15 protein-coding genes and 1 pseudogene are annotated in these 15,435 nt (G+C 39.1%); 11 read left to right on the top strand and 5 right to left on the bottom strand.

Annotation, left to right across the window (positions count from 1 at the left end; all coding sequences use genetic code 11):
• The first annotated feature begins 1 nt into the window (after position 1).
• From FUA48_RS10560 to FUA48_RS10515, 10 genes and pseudogenes are all read left to right on the top strand, one after another.
• A complete protein-coding gene (locus tag FUA48_RS10560; RefSeq protein WP_147583498.1) occupies positions 2 to 451 on the top strand; it encodes a hypothetical protein in 450 nt (149 codons plus the stop codon).
• 30 nt (positions 452 to 481) lie between these two features.
• Positions 482 to 940, top strand: a complete 459-nt coding sequence (locus tag FUA48_RS10555; protein WP_147583497.1) for a hypothetical protein — start codon at positions 482 to 484, stop codon at positions 938 to 940.
• Between the two features lie 86 nt (positions 941 to 1,026).
• Positions 1,027 to 2,001, top strand: a complete 975-nt coding sequence (locus FUA48_RS10550) for a hypothetical protein (RefSeq protein WP_147583496.1) — start codon at positions 1,027 to 1,029, stop codon at positions 1,999 to 2,001.
• A gap of 2 nt (positions 2,002 to 2,003) precedes the next feature.
• Positions 2,004 to 2,558 (top strand): RNA 2'-phosphotransferase, encoded by a 555-nt coding sequence (locus FUA48_RS10545; RefSeq protein ID WP_147583495.1) that lies wholly within the window; start codon positions 2,004 to 2,006, stop codon positions 2,556 to 2,558.
• A 41-nt stretch (positions 2,559 to 2,599) separates the two neighbouring features.
• Positions 2,600 to 3,310, top strand: a complete 711-nt coding sequence (locus FUA48_RS10540) for a DUF2071 domain-containing protein (protein ID WP_147583494.1) — start codon at positions 2,600 to 2,602, stop codon at positions 3,308 to 3,310.
• The gene (locus tag FUA48_RS10535; protein ID WP_147583493.1) at positions 3,311 to 3,943 is read left to right on the top strand and encodes a hypothetical protein; all 633 of its coding nucleotides are present in this window, start codon (positions 3,311 to 3,313) and stop codon (positions 3,941 to 3,943) included. It begins immediately after the preceding gene.
• Between the two features lie 181 nt (positions 3,944 to 4,124).
• Positions 4,125 to 4,595, top strand: a complete 471-nt coding sequence (locus FUA48_RS10530; protein WP_147583492.1) for a MarR family winged helix-turn-helix transcriptional regulator — start codon at positions 4,125 to 4,127, stop codon at positions 4,593 to 4,595.
• Between the two features lie 69 nt (positions 4,596 to 4,664).
• Positions 4,665 to 7,055, top strand: coding sequence for a 3-hydroxyacyl-CoA dehydrogenase/enoyl-CoA hydratase family protein (locus tag FUA48_RS10525; protein WP_147583491.1), 2,391 nt, complete (start codon positions 4,665 to 4,667; stop codon positions 7,053 to 7,055).
• A gap of 72 nt (positions 7,056 to 7,127) precedes the next feature.
• Positions 7,128 to 8,311: pseudogene (locus FUA48_RS10520) on the top strand (acetyl-CoA C-acyltransferase).
• A 115-nt stretch (positions 8,312 to 8,426) separates the two neighbouring features.
• Entirely contained in the window at positions 8,427 to 10,226 is a 1,800-nt protein-coding gene (locus FUA48_RS10515) for an acyl-CoA dehydrogenase family protein (RefSeq protein WP_147583490.1), read from the top strand.
• Between the two features lie 157 nt (positions 10,227 to 10,383).
• On the opposite strand, the gene FUA48_RS10510 is transcribed toward FUA48_RS10515, so the two are convergent.
• From FUA48_RS10510 to FUA48_RS10495, 4 genes are all read right to left on the bottom strand, one after another.
• A complete protein-coding gene (locus tag FUA48_RS10510) occupies positions 10,384 to 10,545 on the bottom strand; it encodes a lmo0937 family membrane protein (protein WP_147583489.1) in 162 nt (53 codons plus the stop codon).
• 22 nt (positions 10,546 to 10,567) lie between these two features.
• The gene (locus FUA48_RS10505) at positions 10,568 to 11,164 is read right to left on the bottom strand and encodes a DUF4142 domain-containing protein (protein WP_147583488.1); all 597 of its coding nucleotides are present in this window, start codon (positions 11,162 to 11,164) and stop codon (positions 10,568 to 10,570) included.
• 119 nt (positions 11,165 to 11,283) lie between these two features.
• On the bottom strand, positions 11,284 to 12,192 hold the full coding sequence (locus FUA48_RS10500) for a YihY/virulence factor BrkB family protein (protein WP_147583487.1): 909 nt from the start codon (positions 12,190 to 12,192) through the stop codon (positions 11,284 to 11,286).
• Between the two features lie 14 nt (positions 12,193 to 12,206).
• The gene (locus FUA48_RS10495; RefSeq protein ID WP_147583486.1) at positions 12,207 to 13,409 is read right to left on the bottom strand and encodes an NAD(P)/FAD-dependent oxidoreductase; all 1,203 of its coding nucleotides are present in this window, start codon (positions 13,407 to 13,409) and stop codon (positions 12,207 to 12,209) included.
• A 151-nt stretch (positions 13,410 to 13,560) separates the two neighbouring features.
• Here FUA48_RS10495 and FUA48_RS10490 point away from each other — a divergent pair, with 151 nt between their 5' ends.
• Entirely contained in the window at positions 13,561 to 14,757 is a 1,197-nt protein-coding gene (locus tag FUA48_RS10490; protein WP_147583485.1) for an LETM1-related biofilm-associated protein, read from the top strand.
• Between the two features lie 176 nt (positions 14,758 to 14,933).
• Here FUA48_RS10490 and FUA48_RS10485 read toward each other — a convergent pair whose 3' ends face one another.
• On the bottom strand, positions 14,934 to 15,185 hold the full coding sequence (locus FUA48_RS10485; protein WP_147583484.1) for a hypothetical protein: 252 nt from the start codon (positions 15,183 to 15,185) through the stop codon (positions 14,934 to 14,936).
• Between the last annotated feature and the right edge of the window lie 250 nt (positions 15,186 to 15,435).

The following is a 15,435-nucleotide window of genomic DNA, read 5'->3' as shown; positions in this document are numbered from 1 at the left end:
AATGCAACTACCCAGAGGAATAACAGGTTTTAATATTCAAACCAGCAACACCTTTTTTACAAAAGAGAATGTAAAAGAGTTTTTATCAGGTTTAACCTATCCGTTTATTATTAAAGATATTGAACAACCACATCACACAGCAAATTACTTTAGAATTACCATAATCAACACTCAAGGTAATAGTCCCTATATCATGCTGGTACATGAGTGCTTTCCTTTTGCTTCTATTATACAAACTGATAGTCCTAAACAAATTACTTCTGCTAATTTTATCGCTATACCAAACGATTTCAAAGAAAGTATTACTGCCCTTACATTTTTAGAACCTGAAATACTACAACAGGAAGTCAATCAACAACACATAGCAAATCTTGGAAAAACAGAGATAAACCAAATTGAATATTGGCAACCCCAATCACTCGGAGAAATTATTTTTAATCATTACGATTAATTATTAATTTTACTCTTAATTACTATTTGCATGCTACCTTACAAACATTACACAATAGAATCACAATTAAGCACAGAAGAAATTATTAACAGGCTTAATCGGCTTACCCAAAACAGTGACTTTGATGATTCCTCTCAAAAAAAGAAAAGATACTTTACCGGTGCAATTACAGATAACTCGTTTAAAATAATACAAACATCGGGCAATATTGAAAAGGGCATCGTAAAAGGCATCATAACCCAAAATCAAAATTACAGCATTATAAAATTCAACACAAAACCATCTTCAGGCCTGCTAACCATGTTGTTTTTCATTTTAGGTTCGCTTACTGCTTTTATAATAAGTGGCGACAGTTTAAAAAGCATATTCTTCAAAACAGCGGGTCTTTTATTTTTGGTAATCATCTTCCTTTGGGATTTTTACAACTCATCCAGTGTACTTAAAAAGAATCTTGTAACGCTTTTTACTCAGGAAATTAAGGAACAATAAAAAAAGACAGTAAGTTTTGTTTTTCCCGTTTTAAAATAAATAGTTATTTTCGTCGGCTACAAACCAGTACCACACTAATTTTTAAAATGAAGAAGACCTTATTACTGCTGTTAGTAATGGCAGCTACATTACAAAGCTGCTATCAGAAACCGGAAACCATTGCCAATAATGATATAGACCCTAAGCTAAGGGAAACTATAAAAGCCAAGAACGACAGCCTTTTTGAAGCACTGTCTGACAGTAATTCCAAAGTACTGGAAAAACTGGGTTCAGAAAAATTCAACAAATTCCTTGTAGCAAAGCTAAACGGTGTTATATGGCCTTTTAGAAAAGGCTACCTTACTACCGATCATGAAGTGTATGAGGAATTTCATAACAAGCATACAACAGTTCCCGATAATTCAACCATAATATCGGCAGCAAACGGCTATACGCTTACTTTTCAAAACGAGGCTAAGGAAACTTATGTATCCCTGTTAACGAGTTCCTATATGGGCATAGACGATTACCTTATTACAGTAATTTACTGTAAAAGAGGTAACGACTGGAAAATAGAGGAAATTACGGCGGGACTTTTAAGTGTTTATGGTAAGAATGCCGCTCAGTCATACGCACTGGCTAAGGAATATTATGAAAAAGGTTATGAATGGGATGCTTACCAACAGCTTAATATAGCAAGACAATTACTGGAACCTGCCCAAAAGCTTATTAAATATCCTGAGGAGGAAGAAATAATAAGGGATTATGAAAGCATGGATAATAAAATAAACAGTACCTATACTATGCCTCAGCCTATAGAAAGCATTAACACCAAGCCAATTATACAACAACTGGCAGTAGTTAAAAATGCCGAAGGTATTTTTCCGCTTATCAGTTACACAACACAAATAAGACTTAGTGATTCTGTTTCACTTAACAATGAGCTGAAAAACATTAAAGCTGAAGTAAAGGAAAAATTCAAATGGATAAACTTTAAGCAAAAGTACATTTACTACCGTGCCTATAATGTTAGCGGCAACGGACTACTAGAAGACAGTTATACTTTTACCGAGAAGAATTAATAATGCTTAGCGAAAAGGAAAACACCCGTATAAGTAAGTTTTTAAGCTTGGTGCTCAGGCACCAGCCGGAACATATTAACCTTAGCCTTAATACCAATGGTTGGGCAAAAGTTGAAGAGCTTATAACGCTTTCGGCAAATGCAGGGGTTGTTTTCTCTTTTGATGAACTAAAACATATTGTTGAAACCAATAATAAAAAGCGCTTTGCCTTTAATGAGGACTGTACGTTAATACGTGCCAGTCAGGGGCATTCGGTAGCCATAGACAGCGGTTATACCGCACAGGAACCGCCCGAAGTTTTGTATCATGGTACCGCTATCAAAAACCTTGATTCTATACTGGCAAACGGACTTAACAAAGGCAACAGGCTACACGTACACCTTAGCTCAGATAAGGCTACAGCAGTAAATGTAGGCAGCCGTCACGGTAAACCTGTAGTGCTGGAGGTAATGGCATTGCAAATGCACAAAGACGGATTTCATTTTTATCTTTCAGACAACAAAGTTTGGTTAACCGATAGTGTTCCTGTAAAGTATTTAAAAATGCCTGCCCTGTAAAAGTGCTTTTTTAGTATTTTTATAGTAATAAAAACCTTACCATGAAAATATCTAACCTTCACGGATATATAGAAAGGCGTATTTTAATTAACTATACTGCCGATCCGAAGGTAATACAGAATCTGCTTCCCTACCCTTTCAGGCCTAAACTGCAAAATGGTAAAGCTATTGTGGGTATTTGCCTAATCAGGTTAAAAAACATACGTCCTAAAGGATTACCACAGTTTATTGGGGTAAATTCTGAAAATGCTGCCCATCGCTTTGCTATAGAATGGGATGAAAATGGTGAAACGAAAGGAGGAGTTTATATACCCAGAAGAGATACCTCCTCTACCATTAATGCTATTGCCGGTGGAAGGATTTTTCCGGGCAAACATTATAAAGCTAAGTTTAATGTCTCGGAAGCGGGAAAACATTATGCCCTTAGTTTTACAAGCAGTGATGCCACTTTTATGAATATTGAGGCTAGCGAAACCAACGAATTTAATTCGGAGTCTATATTTGGCGATATGGAAACAGCATCAGCTTTTTTAAAAGGAGGCAGCATTGGTTACACACCATGCAATTCAGGGCTGGACAGTGTAATACTGGATACCTACACATGGCAGGTAAAACCCCTTGATATTACAAAAGTAGAATCGTCTTACTTTAACGATAAAAATCTTTTCCCCGAAGGATCAATACAGTTTGACAATGCCCTATTGATGCACAATATAGAGCATGAGTGGCGAAGTATACCAAAAACTATTTAAATGACTGAAAGAAAATTCAATTTTTACTCAAACAAAAAAAAGTATATTACTACTCCGCTTAGAAAAATATTTTTAATATTTTTTGTCACTGGTTTAGTACCGCTATCATTAATATTTTTTGAAGATTTAGTACTGGCTGTTCAGGTTTTATTAATGTCATTAGGTATTGGTATATCGTTTTTTTTGATCGCTATAGTATTACCTACCCTACTTATATACTATAATCATAAGAAATTTAATGAAGATAGTACATTTAATATCAGGTTAAGTACAGGTGAGTATTATTATTCGGATAAAAGCGGTGAACTGATTTTTAGAGATCGGGATATAAAAAAAGTAGTATTGTTTTTACCATATGCATTATATAAACATAGTTTTGCCCAAAACTCTGTATGGAATCAGATGTTTTATACTCTAATAATACTTAAAACAGGTGAAAGGATTGTTTTATCCTGCTTGATTTTCAATCAGGTTAACATATATCCTGATACTTATAAATATTTTCCTGAAGCATCCTTAACAAGTTCATGGAAAGTAATACGGCAACAGGTAACCTTTCCTAATGTAAAGAAAGGTTTGGCACCTGCTTCAAACAATAATCTGGATAAACACACGCCGATACCAGAGGCTTAGCAGCTCTGCAAAAATAACATTTACTTAACTGATAATATTCACGCATAATATTTAAGAATACCGCAGTATTGCGTATATTTAACTCTCCATATTAGGAGAGTTTTTTAATTTTAGATAAAATTATTTTAAATTTAATATGCATGCATAATAAATTTTCATTACCTTTGAGAAACCAATATATATGAAAGACAAAACTATAGATTACATCCTTAGGGCAACCTGGCAGGCAGTAGCAAGAATGTACAACGAAGAGGCAGGTAAATATGGTGCAACAATGTCCATTGGGTTTGCTTTGCTTTCCATAGACAAAGAGAAAGGAATTTCTTCTACGGCATTGGGCCCGCAAATGGGAATGGAGGCAACCAGCCTTACGCGTACTTTAAAATCAATGGAAGAAAAAGGACTTATTGTCCGTAAAAAAAATCCTGTAGACGGCCGTGGGGTTATTATTCACCTTACCAAACTGGGCAGGGAAAAAAGAGAACTCTCTAAGGAAGTAGTACTAAAGTTTAATGAGGCAGTAAAACAACGCCTGTCTCAACAAAAGCTGGATCACTTTGTTGAGGTGGCCGAAGTAATAAACGAGCTCATCTCAGAAAAGCAGATATATGCCGGCGAAGAGAATGAAGCAGAAAAAACAGTAACAAAATAATAAGAGATGAAACCGCCTTTACCGGGGCTGTTTCATTTTCACAAACAACTAAAATACATACTATAAAAAATGAAACGCACTATTAAAAAGGCGGCCGTAATAGGCTCCGGTATTATGGGATCAGCAATTGCTGCCCATTTTGCCAATATAGGTGTTGAGGTTCTTTTGCTGGATATTGCACCAAAAGAACTTACGGAAGCCGAAAAGAAAAAAGGGCTAACGCTGGACGATAAGGTAGTAAGAAACAGAATTGTTAACGAGCACCTTGCCAACTCCCTTAAATCGAAACCCTCCCCTATTTACCACCAGAAATTTGCATCAAGGATATCTACCGGTAATATAGATGACGATCTTCCTAAAATTGCCAATTGCGACTGGGTAATTGAAGTAGTTGTAGAAAGGCTTGACATTAAACAAAAAGTATTTGAACAGATAGAAAAATACCGTAAACCGGGAACACTTATCACATCAAATACCTCGGGTATCCCTATCCACTTTATGAGCGAAGGGCGCAGCGAGGACTTCCAGAAACATTTTTGCGGAACACACTTCTTTAATCCGCCACGATACTTAAAACTCTTTGAAATTATACCGGGTCCTAAAACTTCACAGGAAGTACTGGACTTTTTAAATAACTATGGTGAGCAGTACCTTGGTAAAACATCGGTAGTTGCTAAAGACACCCCTGCTTTTATAGGTAACCGTATTGGTATCTATGGCATTATGAGCCTTTTCCACCAGGTTAAGGAAATGGGCTTAACCGTAGAGGAAGTAGACAAACTTACAGGTCCGGTTATTGGCCGCCCTAAGTCGGCTACCTTCCGTACGGTAGATGTGGTAGGCCTTGATACTCTTGTACATGTTGCAAACGGTATTTATGAGAACTGTCCTAACGATGAGGTTCACGAACTGTTTAAAGTTCCGGGCTTTATCGACACCATGATGGAAAAAAAATGGCTGGGAAGCAAAACCGGACAGGGCTTTTACAAAAAAGTGGACAAAGACATCCTTTCTTTGGATTTAGACACTATGGAGTACCGCCCGCAAAAGAAAGCTTCTTTTGCTACCCTGGAGCTTACCAAAACTATAGATAAGCCTATAAACCGCTTTAAGGTGCTGGTAAAAGGTACTGATAAGGCAGGCGAATTTTACCGCAAGAACTTTACAGGTATGTTCGCTTATGTTTCTAACCGCATACCGGAAATCACCGACGACCTTTACAAAATAGACGATGCCATGAAAGCCGGATTTGGCTGGGAAAACGGTCCGTTTGAAATATGGGATGCCATAGGTGTTGAAAAAGGTATCGAACTTATGAAAGCCGAAGGGCTTGCTCCGGCAGCATGGGTTAACGATATGCTGGCATCGGGCAATACAAGCTTCTACACTGTAAAAGAAGGAAATACTTATTACTACGACATTGCATCAAAATCCCAGAAAAAAATTCCGGGTCAGGATGCATTTATCATACTTAACAACATTCGCGAAAGCAAAAAGGTATGGAGCAACAGCGATGCCATCATACAAGACCTTGGCGACGGTATCCTTAACCTTGAGTTCCAGTCTAAAATGAATACCATTGGCGGTGGTGTGCTTCAGGGCATAAACAAAGCCATAGACCTTGCCGAAAAAGAATATGACGGCCTTGTTATAGGTAACCAGGCAGCCAACTTCTCGGTAGGTGCTAATATTGGTATGATATTCATGATGGCTGTAGAACAGGAATATGACGAGCTTAATATGGCTATAAAAATGTTCCAGGACACTATGATGCGTGTACGCTACTCGGCTATACCGGTAGTGGTTGCCCCTCACGGTATGACATTGGGCGGAGGCTGTGAAATGAGCATGCATGCCGATAAGGTTGTGGCTGCTGCCGAAACCTACATCGGGCTTGTTGAATTTGGCGTTGGGGTTATCCCGGGCGGTGGCGGATCTAAAGAGATGGCGCTTCGTGCAGCCGACACATTCCGTAAAAACGACGTAGAACTTAACGTACTACAGGAATACTTCCTTACCATAGGTATGGCAAAGGTTTCAACTTCGGCTTACGAGGCTTACGATCTTGGTATCCTTCAGCATGGTAAAGACGTGGTTGTTGTAAACAAAGACAGGCAGATTGCCGAAGCTAAAAAACATGCTAAGCTTCTTGCCGAAGCGGGTTACACACAACCGGTGAAACGTAACGATGTAAAAGTACTTGGCAAACAGGCACTGGGTATGTTCCTTGTAGGAACCGACAGTATGGAAGCAGGACATTACATCTCTGAACACGATAAGAAAATTGCCAACAAACTGGCTTATGTTATGGCCGGTGGCGACCTTAGCGAACCTACACTGGTTACAGAGCAGTACCTTCTTGATTTAGAAAGAGAGGCATTCCTGTCACTATGTGGTGAAAGAAAGACTCTGGAACGTATTCAGCACATGTTAACTAAAGGGAAACCGCTTCGTAACTAATTATTTTGAATGCTGAATTATAAATTTTAAATGATTCGGCTAATTCAAAATTAAATTCAAAATCTAATAAAAATGAAAACAGCATATATCGTTAAGGCCTATCGTACTGCGGTAGGGAAAGCTCCCAAAGGAGTTTTTAGATTCAAACGACCTGACGAACTGGCCGCAGAAACCATTCAGTATATCATGAATGAACTTCCGCAGCTGGACAAAACAAGAATTGATGACGTAATGGTGGGTAACGCCATGCCGGAAGCCGAACAGGGCTTAAACTTTGCCCGACTTATTTCCCTTATGGGACTTTAAGGTTGAGGATGTGCCGGGAGTTACTGTGAACCGTTACTGTGCATCGGGACTGGAAACTATTGCTATGGCTACTGCCAAAATACAAAAGCGGAATGGCTAATTGTATTATTGCAGGCGGTGCAGAAAGCATGAGCTACATCCCTATGGGAGGTTATAAACCGGTACCGGATTACCAACTGGCTAAAAACGGCCATGAGGACTACTACTGGGGAATGGGACTTACTGCCGAAGCGGTTGCTAAAAAATACAATGTAAGCCGTGAAGACCAGGATGAGTTTGGCTATCAGTCACACCAAAAAGCACTGAAAGCACAGGCAGAAGGAAAATTTGACAAACAGATTGTACCTATTACAGTAGAGCAGGTTTATGTAGATTCTAATGGTAAAAGAGCTACTAAAAATTATACTGTAACAAAAGACGAAGGTCCGCGTGCCGATACTTCCGTTGAGGCACTTGGTAAACTTCGCCCTGTATTTGCTGCCGATGGTAGCGTTACAGCGGGTACTTCATCTCAAATGAGTGATGGTGCCGCTTTTGTAATGGTAATGAGCGAAGAAATGGTTAAGGAACTTAACCTTGAGCCTATTGCACGACTGGTAAGCTATGCAGCTGCCGGTGTAGAACCAAGAATTATGGGTATTGGACCTGTAAAAGCTATTCCAAAGGCTGTGGAAATGGCCGGATTGAAGCTAAATGACATCGAACTTATTGAGCTTAACGAAGCTTTTGCTTCTCAGTCGCTTGCTGTTATCCGTGAGCTTGGACTTAATAAGGATATTGTAAACGTAAACGGAGGTGCTATTGCACTAGGTCACCCATTGGGATGTACAGGTGCAAAACTGTCTGTTCAGTTATTTGATGAAATGAAAAACCGCGGAAGCAAATACGGTATGGTTACCATGTGTGTAGGTACCGGACAAGGGGCTGCGGGAATTTATGAATTAATGTAGCCCCCCATCCCCCAAAGGGGGAGTTTTAAAAATTACTAAAATATAAATATACGTATAACTAAAACCCTATTTACCCCTAATAGGTGTTCCCCCTCTGGGGGTTAGGGGGCAGATTATGGCTGAAGTAAAAGATATAACAAGAGGCGGTCAGTTTCTTGTAAAAGAAACAAAATGTGAAGATGTATTCACACCCGAAGATTTTTCGGAAGAGCAGGTTATGATGCGTGACACGGTTAAGGAATTTGTTGATCGTGAGTTATGGCCTCATAAAGACCGTTTTGAGAATAAGGATTATGCGTACACCAAAGAGTGTATGGAGAAGGCAGGAGAGCTTGGCTTTCTTGGTGTAGCTGTACCGGAAGAGTATGGCGGACTGGGGATGGGCTTTGTTTCTACCATGCTGGTTTGTGACTATATCTCGGGTGCTACGGGTTCGTTCTCAACTGCATTTGGTGCTCATACAGGTATTGGTACTATGCCAATTACCCTTTACGGAACTGAAGAACAGAAAAAGAAATATGTACCTAAGCTTGCCAGCGGTGAATGGTTTGGTGCTTACTGCCTTACAGAGCCGGGTGCAGGTAGTGATGCCAACTCAGGTAAAACCAAAGCGGTACTTAGCGATGACGGCACACACTATAAGATTACAGGACAAAAAATGTGGATATCTAATGCCGGATTCTGTAGCCTGTTTATTGTGTTTGCACGTATAGAAGACGATAAAAACATAACCGGATTCATCGTAGAGAATGACCCAAGTAACGGTATCTCTATGAACGAAGAGGAACATAAACTGGGTATTCGTGCCTCCTCTACCCGTCAGGTATTCTTTAACGAGACTAAAGTACCTGTAGAGAACATGCTTTCTGAAAGAGGCAATGGTTTTAAAATTGCCATGAATGCCCTTAACGTAGGCCGTATTAAACTGGCTGCTGCATGTCTTGATGCACAAAGAAGAACCATTTCGGGAGCGGTTAAATATGCTAACGAAAGAGTACAGTTTAACACTGCTATTTCAAGCTTTGGTGCCATACGTGCTAAACTGGCTGAAATGGCTGCCAGTGCTTATGCCGGAGAAAGTGCATGCTACCGTGCCGCAAAAAGTATAGAAGACCGTATTGAGGCTCGTGTAGCCGCTGGTGAATCACATCAGGATGCAGAGCTTAAAGGCGTTGAGGAATTTGCTATTGAGTGTTCTATCCTTAAAGTGGCGGTATCGGAAGATATCCAGAACTGTAGCGACGAAGGTATCCAGATATTTGGAGGTATGGGCTTCTCTGAAGATACTCCGATGGAAAGTGCCTGGAGAGATGCAAGGATTGCGCGTATTTATGAAGGAACAAACGAAATTAACCGTATGCTGTCGGTAGGCATGCTTGTTAAGAAAGCAATGAAAGGCCACGTAGACCTTTTAGGCCCTGCTATGAAAGTAGCTGAGGAACTTATGGGTATCCCATCGTTTGATAAACCGGATTACTCTGAGCTTTTTGCAGAGGAGAAGGAAATTATAGGTAAGCTTAAAAAAGCATTCCTTATGGTTGCCGGTAGTGCCGTACAAAAATACGGTCCGGATCTGGATCAGCACCAGCAATTACTAATGGCTGCTTCAGATATCCTTATCGAGATCTATATGGCAGAATCTGTTATCTTAAGAACAGAGAAACTAGCTAAGAACAAAGGAGCAGAAAACGTAAAAGAACAGATTGCTATGGCTCAGTTATACTTATACAAAGCTGTAGACACCGTAAATACTAAAGGTAAAGAAGGTATTGCTTCATTTGCAGAAGGTGACGAACAACGCATGATGCTTATGGGCCTAAAACGCTTCACTAAATATACCAATATGCCTAACGTGGTAGCCCTAAGGGAAACCATTGCAGCAAAACTGGTAGACGAGAACGCTTACATTTATTAATCACCACTAATGTAAAATGAAAATTCCGTTTTTAGTTTAGTTTGTTAAACCCCGCCAATGGCGGGGTTTTTAATTACAATAAAGCTACCTAAACCACTACAAACAAAAAAGCCGCTGCGAATGTATCGCAGCGGCTTCTTAATAACATTGTGTATTCTTAGTTCAGGGGCTTATTTCCTTTAAGAACATTAACCAATATCGCTATTAGTGCAACCAACAGCAGTAAGTGAATCAGTGCTCCTCCCACATGTACCACAAAACTTCCTAAAGCCCACAGTATAACTAGTACAAAAGCAATTATAAATAAAAGGTTTTTCATAGCAATTTCTCCCTTCTTATAATTATTTCATTGCATCAAGCTTGTCCTCAAGCCTTTCAGCTTCATCCTGATGTGTTTTCAGCGTAGGTAACATATCGGCGGCCCACATTCTTATATCTTCATCATTTGCTTTTTCGCTGGCCTTCTCCATCTTCTCTATTGCCTTCTCATGACCATCCACCATCATATCCACATACTTCTTATCAAAATCTTCTGCTTTCTCCTCACTTAGTTTGTTGTAAGCGTCTTTTCCGTCTTCACTTAAAGCTGTGGGCAGCGATATGTTTTTTGCTTCTGCTGTTTTCTTTAAATCTTCAAGAGCCTTTGTATGGTCGGTAATAAGCATTTCTGCATATTGCCTTACATCGGCATTTGTACTTTTTTGCTGTGCCAGTTTGCCCAGCTCAATTTCCTTCATATGAGTATCGGCTGCAAAAACAAGATAATCAGAGTCTTCTTCTTTAGCCTCGTTAGTATCGTCAAACTTTTCCTCGTTTTGGTCTTCTGCCATTTCGGTAGCGTCTTTTTCCTTATTGTCTTTACATGAAGTCATTCCGAAAGACAAAGTGAAAACAGCCATACCTAACAGCATTTTCCCTAAAATTGATCTCTTTTTCATATTCTTTGTTATTTAGGTTATTGGATTATCTCTTTTTGTATACTCCAAAATTAACACATAAAATATGACTAAATTGTTAGCGGTTTGCCAATTAGTGTTAGGGAAATACTAAATGTGATTTATACCTCTACTATCTCTTTCCTTATCTTAACCGCATAAGGTTTAGGAGTAATTTTCTTGCCGTAGAGGCGTGCGTAGACCTTAGTGAATTCGGCTCCGAAGTATAGTATTATTGCCGAATAATATACCCAAACCAGTATTATAATTATAGAACCCGCAGCACCAAAAGCGGTAGCCACATTAGAACTGCCCAGATACAGGCTGATGCCAAATTTACCTATCATAAACAGTATGGCTGTGGTGGCAGATCCTACAAAAGTATCTTTCCATTTTACATAGCCATCGGGTAGCGTACGGAAAATTACAGAGAAAAGCAGGGTAATAATTATAAATACTACGACAAAATTAAGTACATATACCAAATAGACGGTACTATCTGATAAAAGGGAATGCAGCCTTTCATTAAGCAAATCAAGAAGTGTATTAGCCAAAAGGCTTACCATAAGCAGGAAGCCAATAACCCCTATCATGGAAAAAGACATAAGCCTGTTTTGTATAAACTTTTTAAGTCCTTTGTCCGGCTTAGCCCTTAGTTCCCATATATAGTTAATAGAGCTTTGTATTTCTACAAATACTCCCGAGGCGCCTATAAGTAGTATAATCAATCCCACTATAAGACTGAAAATATTATCGCCGGAAAGTTTTGTATTAGTTATCGCTTCCTGAATTTGTGCCGCAGCCTTTGACCCTACAAACTCGTTTATCTGTCCGTAAAACTCTCCCCTTACGGCATCTTCCCCAAATACAAGGCCACATATAGAAATGATAATGATAGACAACGGTGCTATAGAAAATATGGTGTAATAAGACAATGAAGCTGCCAGCTTAATGGCATTATCGTTATTAAACTCAGAAAAGGTGGTTTTTAAAAGCGTCCACACCTTTGTGGCTCCATATTTTATTTTCATATCAAGTAGTAAGTTTATCTGTCAAACGAAAAAAGCTCGGCATCAGGATTATCTTTACCTTGTAGCAGGTCGCAAATAATTTCTGCGCCAATAAGACTAAAGGTAATACCATTTCCTCCAAATCCCAACGAAAAATAACTGTTAGGCTTTTTACTGTACGGACCTATATATGGCAATCCGTCTTTTGTGGAACCAAACGTTCCTGTCCAGCTAAACTCAGGTTTAAAGTCAAGTTCCGGAAACAGTTTATTTACATCGTTAGTAAGTTGTTTTGTCTTTTTGGAAATAAGTTTATCTCTTTTTGCCGGATTGGAAAAATCCTCATCCCTGCCCCCTACCAGCACACGATTATCGGATGTGGTACGTATATAAAGGTATGGGTCGGCAGTATTCCAAATCAGCACCTCATCCTTCCAAAACTGCCTTTCGTTATACTGCTCACTCACCACCGCATAAGTAGACAACAACTTCACAATATCCTTATCGATAAAGTCTACTACTTCATATCCGGTAGCATAAACCAGCTTTTTAGCCTTTAGGGTATGCCCCGATTCGGTTGTAAGCACTACCCCATTCTTAGTATGTTTTATATCTGTTACCGGAGTACGGTCGTAAATTTCGAGCGACTTATTTTTCCCTTTCTGCTGCAAAAGGCAATGGGTAAGCATATAGGCATTGGTTTCGGCTGCCTTATCAGATAATATGGCACCATACGACTTAAAACCAAACTGCTCCATAACCTCCTCTTCATTCAGCCACTTTACTTTAAAACCTGCTTCTTTTCTGGCTTCATACTCCTTTTTAAGCCAGGAAACATCTTTCTTGTAGGCAGCATAGTACAGACTTTTACGTTTTTTAAGTTCGTCAAGCTTAAAGTCTTTAGTTATCTCAGCCAGCTTGTCTATAGCCTCTCCGCATAACTGATAAGCCCTTTGTGCCTTCTCCTTCCCTATCATCTCGTTCAGCTTATATAAGGGCACATCTATTTCATACTGAAGCAGTGACGTACTGGCACTGGTACTGCCCAGCCCTATGGTGCGGGCATCTATGGTAGTACATTTTATACCTGCCTTAACCAGATAGTACCTAACCAGTGCTCCCGAAATACCGGCTCCTATAATAACAACATCGGTATCTACATCATGGTCAAGTTTCGGGAAAGTAAATGGGAGTCCGTCTTTAATAAGCCAAAACGGGTAGCCTGCTTTAAGTGTCATACTCTTATAAATTAGCGGTTTACTTACAAAAGTAGCGGATAAAGGATTTGTAAAATGTTAGTTAGCCAAATTATAGGATATATTTAACTCTTGTTAAATAGGTTTCATACTATTTAAAAAATCATAGCTTTGCAGTACAATTAACACCACCATGATTAACCCTTCTGCCAGTGGCTGGATAGACAAGTTTTTTGCGAAGCTTAAAAGCAATCCGCAGATATATAGCAGTTCCCGCGAGTTTTATCTTCGCGTTAGGGAAACCGGTTTTATATACGGACACGTAATTAGCTTTAACGATCTTGATGATGCTGAGACGAAAGGGTGGACATCGGAAGAAACCACGAAAGCAGCCCTGCTTAATACCCAGTTTGCGCTTTACAGGCTTATTACCCAAAAAGACGATAAACCCGACTTCATCAATAAAGCCATTGCTTTTTATAAGGCCATGACGCCCGAAGGTTTCAACCCACTTAAAATGGTGTTGCCTGCAGGTAATCTAAGCCATCAGCTTGAAGAAATACTGGAGCAAAGGATTAAGACCAACGACAACATTATAAGCCGTAACTTTTCGCATATACTTACCAATGCGTTATTGTTTATGGATGTACTTGCTTTTCGCCAGTACCTGTTGTATAATGACCTGCCTGAAAAATACCTGCGCAGGCTGGAGGAAACAGTTATGGGTATAGTGGCTATTGCGCTTACCACAAAAAAAGAGAAATCATACTACGACGATTTACTTATCAAACTGTTTGAATCGTCTGTTAGATACACCAAGCTTTCTAAAATAAACAACGGCGACATAACTATGCCCGATACGAGTTTTGCAGAATCGGACCTGGAAAAGAATTACCTGCTTGACATGGCGGGTATGGCTGTGTGGAGCGATGGTGTGGAAGAACAAACCGAAACGGAGTTTTTATATCATTTGGCATGGCTGCTTAACCTTAGCCCTGAAACTGCCGAGCAAAGTATTGAGTCGTTTAACCTGTTTATAGAGGAATATAAAGAGGAGATTCCGTATTTCCGTTACTCAAACCCTATTAAGCATTTTTACGGGCATGCGGCACAAACAGTATCGCTGCTTATTAACCGAAATAAGAAGAGGCTTATTAAGGAAATATCCAATAACGGCGAACTGATGCTGTTACTAACACACTCTACCCACCGAAGCCTTGATGAGCGCGAAAAGAAAAAGGTAAAGAAACAGCTGCTGGAAATATGTAAAACCGTTCCGTCGCTTACCATTTTCCTTTTACCGGGCGGGAGCCTTTTACTGCCGCTGCTTATTAAATTTATTCCTAAAATGCTACCTTCGGTTTTTAACGAGAACCTTGATAGTGAGTAAAAAAAGTATCTAAGGAGCTTAGTTTCTTAGAGTAAGCATGAAAAAATTAAAACTAAGTATCTTAGAAACTTAGAACCTGATTTACTAAGTATGCAAAAAACCCGAAAGATTATAGTAATCCTCCGGGTTTCTGAATTAACACACCTTCTATAATTATCGATTAACTAAACTCAAATCTAGTCTGTTTTGTATTCTTTGTATTCATAATATTGCCTGATAGTCATTATGCCTTTGTGGGCACTTTTTCTTTTTATGGACACTACCGCAAGTACAAGGGTAATAATACCTACCAGCGACAGTAGAAAGAAAAACAGGGTATTTAACAGATATCCGCTAAAGGATGAATTGTCAAAACTGAAGTCGTTTACATACAGGTACCCTCCCAGCAGTATAACAAACATTAAAAGGAAAAAGTATAGTAGCTTCATAGGTAATTGTTTTTGGTAAATTTCTACACCGCAAGTTCTAAATTTATATCGTTTGAAACCAGTACTTTATGACTAAATAACTTTTGTTTAAGATAATTTTGGCAGGTAAAAAATTACAGTTTTTAAAGAATGTCCCGCTATACAAAGGGTTTCGAAACACGGTTTTAACTCCTTGATTTTATGTTAAATAAAACTAAAAACAGTAAAAACCTCTCAAATGTTAAATAAATAAAAAGTGTTGCGCAATTTA

This window comes from Flavobacterium alkalisoli (assembly GCF_008000935.1).
GTDB lineage: Bacteria > Bacteroidota > Bacteroidia > Flavobacteriales > Flavobacteriaceae > Flavobacterium > Flavobacterium alkalisoli.
Note: the sequence above shows the minus strand (reverse complement) of the source record. Positions and strands in the feature narration are given on the sequence as shown.